The organism is Treponema zioleckii, assembly GCF_014737315.1.
Taxonomy (GTDB): domain Bacteria; phylum Spirochaetota; class Spirochaetia; order Treponematales; family Treponemataceae; genus Treponema_D; species Treponema_D zioleckii.
Genome location: NZ_JPUF01000110.1, coordinates 1 through 4,663 on the forward strand (window position 1 = coordinate 1; position 4,663 = coordinate 4,663).

Genomic DNA, 4,663 nt, shown 5'->3' on the forward strand with positions numbered 1-4,663 from the left:
ATTTGGGTCCATGCCATGTGCCAAATAGTTTTTAACATCATTTTCTCTGTGATCAGGGCCAAACCTAGCTTCATGTGATATTTGGTCTCCAAAACTCAACAAGAGCCTCTTGTTTTTTGGTACATCACCATAATATGTCGCTCTTGAAGAGGGAAAACTCTGCGCAAAAACTGAATTCTTTACGAATCCAATAAAAATGGAAAACATAGCTGACACCAAAGCAATAAAACTTATTTTTTTCATATTACTCATTTTTCCCCCAAATTATTGTGATGTTTTTTCCATTATTTTCTGTAGAAAACTGTCCTTGATAAGCATCTGGAATATTAGCTTTGAAATTAGCTTCAAATTCACTTGCTGCATTTTCATCAACAAATGAATATGTTGTCTCAGTATATATATTATATTTTTTTGAATGATCAGAAATATTATAGACATTTGGCCATGCTTTTAGTCCACTTACAGAGGCGATCTTTCTTCCCCCCTTGTGTTTAACAGACAATGATACATTTGTGATTCCTGATTGCTTAAGACCATCTTTTGACATGAGAGAACCGCCATCGTTTCCAAGCCCTCTACCATCATTGTTATAAATTCCAGTTTCTCCACCAGCCATACCTATTATAAAGTATGCCCGTATTGCAGCTTTAAAATTGCCCCTACGGAGGAAAATAGCTGTAAGCAAAGATCGCCCTGTAGAACCATAGTCGCCTTTCCAGAAACGCATTTTATAATTTCCCATATCAACTTCAGCATGATCAATGTCAAAGAGCGCCTTTGAAGCAGGATCCATCCAATCATGATATCCTGCAGCGGTCTGAGGTGCATTATCATTCCAACCACAGATAATACCTTCTGGACTAGAATCTACCCAGCCCCATAATTCCCTTCCATCTGGATCTGTATACTTCAGTGGATTATTGCCAGCATAATGGTAGAGATTTAGGTTTGCACTGTTATAAATTCCTCCACAGCCAACAGACGAGCCTGCCATGTATTCTGAAAGGGCTGGGTCAGTCGAAAGCCACCTTGAATACTTCGGGTCGAGATACCTCGCACCATAATAATACAGCCCCCACGAATCTCAATGGATTTCAGGTATTTTCAGGCTTAAAAAGCCGGTTTTAGCACCAGAAAGACAAAATTCGGCTCAGGATTTAAACTCCTCCATAAAAAATTTTATCGGCGGAAAACTTCCGCCTCTGAAAAATTCTAAAACCACTCGTCAGAAAATTCGAGCGGTTTTAGAGCGGCAAAAACTACGCTATATGTAGCGTAATCCTTAATTTTTCCCAGAAAAGGCGCTTTTTGTGGCGGACTTTCCGGGGGAAAGCGGATTTTTTGGACTTCCTACAAATCGCGATTTGTAGGGGGAAGAAACAAATCTTTTTTACCTGCTTGCTAGCTACAAATATTTTTGCAGTTACATTTTTTATGACAGGAATTTTTATGGTGACAGAGAATAAATATATCAAATTTACAAAGAATCCAAAAATAATTCTATAGGTACTGCCTCCCCTTTTATTGTAAAAACACATTCAGGATTCATTTCGTTAATTAGCTTTATCATAGTCACAATTTTTTTCTTTTGGAACCAATAGCAAATTTTTATTCCATCTGAATAGTTTATATACTTTCTTGTATATTCCAGGATTTTTGTAGCATATTTAGTATTAAATTTTAAATAGATGTTTATTGCTTTCATCTTTGAGTTAAAATTCACAATCAACTGAATTTCTGAAAATTTATAGTTTCTTTTAAGAAAATACCAGTATCTAGTGATGTTACCGTTATCAAATGAATAAGTAAATCCACTAAAATAGATAATTGCGATGATAAGAAAAATTAATCCAAAATATTCCATAGGGGTTTGAATTTTCGACTCAACAAATGAAATATAAAGGATAAAAATCCCCAAAATAATAACTGGTATTTTTTTCAATTGATAGATTCTATTTTTATGCATTGCTCACCACCCCCGTTTTTCAAAAAATTCATCAAGTTTTGTTTGTACATACCAGCCAGCTAAGAAACCGCCGCCTACACCGCCAACAATACTGCCTCCGATTTTTCCTATAACTGTTCCAGCTCCAGGTGAAATTGCTGTACCTATGAAACCACCCGCCCAACCAAGAATGTTTTTTCCAGCAAGCGACCCCAATTTTGAGGCTTGATACACGACAAAAGTTGTTAGCAAATTTCTTGTAAGCCTCTTTGTTTCTGCAAGATCTCCATTTTTTTCACCTACGGCAGCTGCATCCATAAAATCTATTACAATACTTGCGGCTAATAAGCATTTTGAGATTGGTGATAATTTTTCAGATTTTTTTAACAATTTACTATCTTGCGGTGACAGTTTAAAACCAACTATCACCCCTTCTGGAACACCGAGTTCATTAAATGCCTCCGATAAAACTGGTTCAACCGTTGGTTTATTTTTTCCGACTTCTTCGAAAACGGCAGAAAACAGAGTTGTTATAAAATCAGCATTTGATATTTTATCACTTGCATTTTCATACTCTTCTTCCATCATTCCCGTCGGGTCTGTATACCGCACCGGATTGTTGCCCGCGTAGTGGTAACAATTGAGATTGATTGGACTGACAGACCGCAATCTCAATGGATTTCAGACACTTTCTGGCTTAAAAAGCCGGTTTTAGCTCTAGAAAGACAAAGTTCGGCTCGGGTTTTAAAATCCTCCGTCAAGAATTTTATCGGCGGAAAAGTTCCGTCCGCGAAAAATTCTAAAACCACTCGTCAGAAAATTCGAGCGGTTTTAGAACGGCAAAAACTACGCTATATGTAGCGCAATCCTTAAATTTTCCCGGAAAAGGCGCTTTTTGTGGCGGAGTTTTCCGGGGAAAAGTGAATTTTTTGGTATTCCTACAAATCGCGATTTGGGGGAAGAGGATTTCAAATAAATTTTCAGTTTATTCCTGTAGAAAACAAATCTAGCTTAGCCGAAATTCCATCCAGTATCTCAACATTTTTTGCTGTTATTTTTGTTTTAAAGATTTTTAACAGGGTCAGTTTTTTCATTTCCTTTAGGAACGACAAATCGGCAACTGGGGCGGATTCATGAATAATAAGTTCCTCTAAATCAGTCAATTTTGCCAATGGTGAATAATCCTGAATATTTTTGCAGTGGTCACAGCTTAAATGTTTAAGTTTTGGAAAAATCGAAGGTAGCTCCTTTATATCCATAAGCCTAGGACAGAAAAAAAACTCAAGCCATGTTACATGAGTCACAGTATCCGTTTTGGGAAAAGATTGACTTGAAATTTTCCAAATCATCATTCTCTCTAATTTTTTTAACTCTTTAACTTGTGACAGAAAAACTTCCATATCTGCACAATTAGTTATGCCTAATCCCTCAATATTTGTACTCTGTGAAATGTCACTCTTTTTATGCCATTTGTAAGACAACGCAACAAGATTTTTATTATTTAAAGTTCCTGTAAATTTTCCAGTAGCAAGACCTTTCAAATTCTTCAATCCGTTTGCAAAAGAGATATCTACAACTTTATATCTGTCATCAATGTTTAACATTTCAAGATTTTTCATTTTGGCAATCATTGAAAAATCAACATCACATAAATAAGAGCCATAAAATATTTCTTTTATGTCATTTGCATTTTGTTCCAATATAGCTCTTTCAGTTTCTGTATACTCATAGATGTCTACTTTAACCATCTTGTTCTCTTCGTTTAAATAACAGCGAAGTCCGCCTTTGTCCATAGTTGTCATTTTTTATTCCTTCACTTAATGCTTTTTATAAAACTTACCATGACGCATGAAATATATTTGCTCCCCAGGACTTTGTATTTTATTATAGTTGGGGTGAACATACTTAGGATCAAAAAGTTTATCCAGAGTTATTCGGCTCATCGGTCCTCCGTGGTCTTGGATTCTGATATATTCCGCCTCAAATGCATCCTTATTAGACTTTTCAGCTTTCCAATCAATACTCACGGGCATTGTTCCGTAATCTCGACTATGTGTTGCAGCCGATTCTATCGCTCTTGCTACACCACCTTTACCACTGTAGGTTTTTCCAGATGAAAAAGTTATCGTATACGAGCCTGTAGATTTTCTGTCAGAATACTTTTCCGTCAGCTCTCGTGCCTTTGCCTTTGCAGATAGATAAGCAGGATCCGTTTTTGTAAAATACGCTTTTGCATTATTGTATGTATTGCTGATAGAATCACTTATCTCATTGGCAAGATTTGCTACATCTTCCTGTCCTTCAGGCGTACATAGGTAAACAGCAGAGGCTGTGGCAAGCGCTAAAAGTGCAAATTCGCCATACTGCTGATAATTTTTTATAACTTCTTTAGCAGCTTCTGCAAGCTCTTCGCCCGTCGGGTCAACATACCTTACCGGATTGTTCCCCGCGTAGTGATAACAATTGAGATTGATGTGATTAAACACACCGCCCATGCCCGGCAATTTGGAATTATGCTGTTTTGCCTCGTCATTTGTAGGCGCAACAGGGATGTAATCTCCCAGAGCAGGGTCTGTGCTAATCCACATGCGGTTTTTATACTAAATTACAATTCTTAAATGAGTATTAACAGTATAAAACTTGGCTGATTCAATTCTGCAGAACTTAACTAGACTGCCACTGATTTGCGCAGATTCCGAATCAAGTTCGGAATGACAA

At 36.9% G+C, this 4,663-nt stretch carries 6 protein-coding genes; all 6 read right to left on the bottom strand.

Translation table 11 applies throughout. The features are described from left to right. A partial coding sequence (locus JI65_RS16370) for a hypothetical protein (protein ID WP_191018240.1) occupies positions 1-252 on the bottom strand: 252 nt, incomplete at its 3' end. Further along, the gene (locus JI65_RS17475) at positions 245-1,072 is read right to left on the bottom strand and encodes an RHS repeat-associated core domain-containing protein (protein ID WP_242457282.1); all 828 of its coding nucleotides are present in this window, start codon (positions 1,070-1,072) and stop codon (positions 245-247) included. The genes JI65_RS16370 and JI65_RS17475, both read right to left, overlap by 8 nt. A gap of 405 nt (positions 1,073-1,477) precedes the next feature. Then, on the bottom strand, positions 1,478-1,966 hold the full coding sequence (locus JI65_RS16380; protein WP_191018241.1) for a hypothetical protein: 489 nt from the start codon (positions 1,964-1,966) through the stop codon (positions 1,478-1,480). Positions 1,967-1,969: 3 nt separating this feature from the next. Beyond that, positions 1,970-2,533 carry a hypothetical protein gene (locus JI65_RS16385; protein WP_191018242.1) on the bottom strand — a complete coding sequence of 188 codons (564 nt, stop codon included), beginning with the start codon at positions 2,531-2,533 and terminating at the stop codon, positions 1,970-1,972. A gap of 392 nt (positions 2,534-2,925) precedes the next feature. Beyond that, complete coding sequence (locus JI65_RS16390) at positions 2,926-3,747, bottom strand: leucine-rich repeat domain-containing protein (RefSeq protein WP_191018243.1); 822 nt, start codon at positions 3,745-3,747, stop codon at positions 2,926-2,928. Positions 3,748-3,762: 15 nt separating this feature from the next. Further along, the gene (locus JI65_RS17715) at positions 3,763-4,533 is read right to left on the bottom strand and encodes an RHS repeat-associated core domain-containing protein (protein ID WP_340138458.1); all 771 of its coding nucleotides are present in this window, start codon (positions 4,531-4,533) and stop codon (positions 3,763-3,765) included. Between the last annotated feature and the right edge of the window lie 130 nt (positions 4,534-4,663).